Source organism: Mycobacterium sp. TH-M106, from assembly GCF_057473765.1.
In genome coordinates this window covers 1-3,676 of the sequence record NZ_JBYCLE010000552.1, presented here as the reverse complement: position 1 = coordinate 3,676, position 3,676 = coordinate 1, and the positions used below count along the sequence as shown (strand labels likewise).

The 3,676-nt window shown below is 68.3% G+C and carries 4 protein-coding genes; all 4 read right to left on the bottom strand.

Annotated features, from left to right (window positions below):
• Positions 1–387, bottom strand: a 387-nt coding sequence (locus AC2VOP_RS18990) for an extracellular solute-binding protein (protein ID WP_486962407.1), incomplete at its 3' end; no start/stop codon positions are given.
• Between the two features lies 1 nt (position 388).
• Entirely contained in the window at positions 389–2,311 is a 1,923-nt protein-coding gene (locus AC2VOP_RS18985; protein ID WP_486962406.1) for a YhgE/Pip family protein, read from the bottom strand.
• 2 nt (positions 2,312–2,313) lie between these two features.
• Positions 2,314–3,030 carry an ATP-binding cassette domain-containing protein gene (locus AC2VOP_RS18980; protein WP_486962405.1) on the bottom strand — a complete coding sequence of 239 codons (717 nt, stop codon included), beginning with the start codon at positions 3,028–3,030 and terminating at the stop codon, positions 2,314–2,316.
• Between the two features lie 179 nt (positions 3,031–3,209).
• A complete protein-coding gene (locus AC2VOP_RS18975; protein WP_486962404.1) occupies positions 3,210–3,653 on the bottom strand; it encodes a TOBE domain-containing protein in 444 nt (147 codons plus the stop codon).
• Positions 3,654–3,676: the final 23 nt, after the last annotated feature.

The following is a 3,676-nucleotide window of genomic DNA, read 5'->3' as shown; positions in this document are numbered from 1 at the left end:
GTCGGACGCCAGCTCTGAAGCGAACTCCCGGTCGCGCTCGAGCAGGGTGCCCAGATCGGCCAGCACGCCCCGGTCGGCCAAGCCGGCGTAACTCAGCTCCCACGCCATTAACACGTCGGGACATTTGCCGCCGGCGCAGAACGTCGACATCTGCTGCATCGGGTCTCCCCCCGACAACACCGTGCGGACCCTGATGTCGGGGTGTTCGCGCTCGAACGCCTCGATGATCCCCATCCGGGCGTCGCGCTCCTCGGGGTTGGCCGCGAAGAAGAAAGTCAGCGCCCCATCATCGCCGTCGCCACCCGGGGCACACCCGCTCGGCCAGGGCGCCACGGCGGCCGCGCCGAGCGCAGCGGCGCCGCGCAGCAACGTCCGTCGCCGCAACACGTCACACTTCGATCGGCGGATACAGGCGTTCCAGCGTGAACTGGCGATCACGCCGGGCCGCCCACGCGCTGGCCGCCAGCGACGCGGCGAGTACCCCGAACAGGACGCCCACCGAAGTCCACATCCTGGTGTCGATGCCGCCGACCGTCAACTGGCGCAGGCCGTCGACCGCATAGGTCATCGGATCGTAGGGATGCAGGATCTGGAACGGCTTCGCCGTGGTTTCCACCGGATAGACGCCGCCGGACGACACCAGCTGAAACATCAAGAACGCCAACGTGACTACCCGGCCTACTGCGACCCCCAGCACCGCGTTGAACGCCTGGATCAGCGCCACGAACGCGGCCGCGATCAGGGCCAAGAACCCGATCATGCCCGCCGCGTACCGGGCATCTGGGGCATTCAGGCCGACACCGAAGTGCACCACCGCATACATCAGGACCACCTGGCCCACTCCGAGCAGCAGCGCCGGCCAGTAGGAGGCCAGCACCACCCGCAACGCGCCGAGTCCGTTGACGATGGCGCGAGTCTGCAACGGAGTCAACAGCATCCAGATGATCAACGCGCCGATGAACAGCGCGAGCGGCAGGAAGAACGGCGCGAATCCGGTCCCGAACGTCGCGGCGTGATGGGTGAAATCCATACCGACCCCGACCGGGCTCGCCAGGATGTGCGCGACGTCGATGCGCTGCTGATCGGTGAGCGTCGACACCCGGTCTGAGGCCTCGCCCAGCCCGGCTGCCAGCTGCTGGGCTCCGTCTTTGAGTTTGTCGCCGCCGTTCGCCAACTCCACCAGCCCGCCGTTGAGCTTGTGCGTGCCCGCGTCAAGGTCGGAGGCACCGTTGCGCAACGCGATCAGATCGGATTTCAGGCCGCCGTCGAGCGTGTGGGTGATGAACGTCCGCAGCCGGCTGTGGGGATCGGCCAGGTCGTTTTCCAGCTGCTGAGCGTTGGTGCGCAGCTGCGCCAGCCCGTCGTCGGTGGCCGGGTCCATCCCTTCGGCGTTGAGCAGGCGTTGCGCGCCGGCCAGTGACTCACCGAGTCCCCGCACGGTGGGATCGGGGTTGGCGCGCAAGCCGTCCACCACCTGGTTGACGATCCCGGCGGCCGCCTGGTAGTCGATGTTGAGCGCCGCGAGCCGGTCGGTCACGTTCTTGATGTTGCCGCTCAGCCGGGTTGCGGCGGCGCCGACCTCGTTGGGGTCGAAAGCCGGCCCGTTCAGGTCGTCCATCAGTTTCAGTAGCGGGTCGGTGGCCTGCTGGATCCCCGCGGAGAGCTGGCCAGCGCCGGCGGCCAGTGTTGCCGCGCCGTCGCGCGCGGTCGCTAGGTTCACCGCAAGCATGTGCGATCCGTCTGACAGCTGCCCGGCGCCGACGGCCGCCTTCTTGACCTCATCGGTGACCTGGCTTAACGCGGTTCCGATGACTTGCTCGCCGACCTTGGCACTGGCCTGATTGAGCACCTCTCGGGCAGCGTTCTGGCCCATGACGGATGCCAGGTAATTGTTGGCGTCGTTGAACCGGAATTGGATCGCCGCCTTGCGCGGGTGCGGACCCGCCGGCGACACCACGGCGGCACTGAAATCCGCGGGTAACGTGATGGAGAAGTAGTAGCTGCCGTCGGAGACCCCTTTGGCGGCTTGGCTTGCCGACATGCGGTGCAGATCCAGCTCACCGGAGCGCATCAGCGCCTCGGCCACCTGGTCACCGGCGTGCACCTGCCGGCCGTCGACGGTCGCACCGCGGTCCTCGTCGACCAGCGCGACCGGAATTCTGTCGAGCGCGGCGAACGGATTCCAGAACGCCCACAGGTACATCGCGCCGTACAGCAGCGGCAGCACGATGATCGTGATCAGGGCCACCCGCGGCATGGTGCCGCGGGAGTACCGCTTGAGGTCGGTCCCCAGCGACATTCCGGCGAGCATGGTCAATCGCCCCCTTTCTGGCCTTGCGGCTCTGCGGTGAGCTCGGCACGTTCCAGGTGCGCGACGGGGATCTGCGCTCGGACACCCAGCCCGTCCGGGAGCTCGTTGACGCTGGCGGTGATCACGGTCTGCCGCTCCCCAAGGTCAACGAGGCGGCGCACCAGGGCTTCGCGGTTGCGGTCGCTGGCCACCTGGTCGATACCGCCGACAACCAGCAACGGTCGGGCGGCGGTGTTGGCCAGCGCGATGCGCAGCAGCAACCCGTCGAGTTCACTGAGCCCGTCGACGTATTCGCCGATCCGCGGCAGCGGCAGCTCACCGAAGACCGGTCGGCAGACCCGGTCGCGGTCGCGCTCGCCGGCGCGGCGGATTAACCGGTACCAGGGCGCGTCCCAGCGCAACTGCTCGGTGATCAGGTCCCGCACGGTCACCGACTCGGACACCGAGTCGAGTTGCTCGATGCCGGCCAGCGCGGACGTCGCGAAGATGTCCTTTGCGCGGTTGCGCCCGAACACCGTTAACGACCCCGAGGTCGGCTCCATCCGGCCCGCCAGGCACATCAGCAGCGCGGTGCGGCCCGACCCGGGTGGGCAGGTCAGCACGGTCACCCCGCCGGCATCGACGTCCAGGTCGACCGGGCCGAAGACTTGGCCCCACGGCCCGGTCATCGCGATGCCGCGTGCCGCCACGGCGGTCAGCGCCGGCGTTTCCTGTGTCATGGCCGTCCTCTCATCGTTTGCGCCGAGCGTGAAACCATTGCGAAAAATCGCCGGAAAAGTCGCAACAGGTTCACGTTCGGCGCGATAGTAGCTGCCGCCGACGGGTGACACCGACGGGTGACACCGCCACATGACACCGACCGGTGACACCGCCACATAACCCCGCCACGTAACACCGGTTACCCGAATTCGGTGGCCGGGTCGATGCGGCTGGCCGGGCCGGACGGTCTGGGCAGCTCGACGACGACGTTGGTGGCCTTCACCGAGGCGACCACCAGGCTGCCCGGCTGCAGGTGCAGCTCGTCGACGGCCTCCCGGCTGACCAGCGACACCAGCCGGAACGGGCCGGCCTGGATGTCGACCTGGGCCATCACGGTGTCGCGCAGCACGTTGGTCACTAACCCGACCAGACGGTTGCGGGCGGACTGCCCGACGACCGGGCTTCGCGACAGCGGCTCAGCAGTGGCGCGCTCCTGGGCGAACCGTGCCAGTGTCGCGCCGTCGACCATGCGCGGACCACTGCCGGTCGTCGCCGACAGCCGACCGGAGTCGATCCACCGGCGAACGGTGTCGTCGCTGACGCCGAGCAGCTCGGCGGCTTGCGCGATCCGAAAACTTGGCACGGCCCGAGCTTAAGCGCAGTACG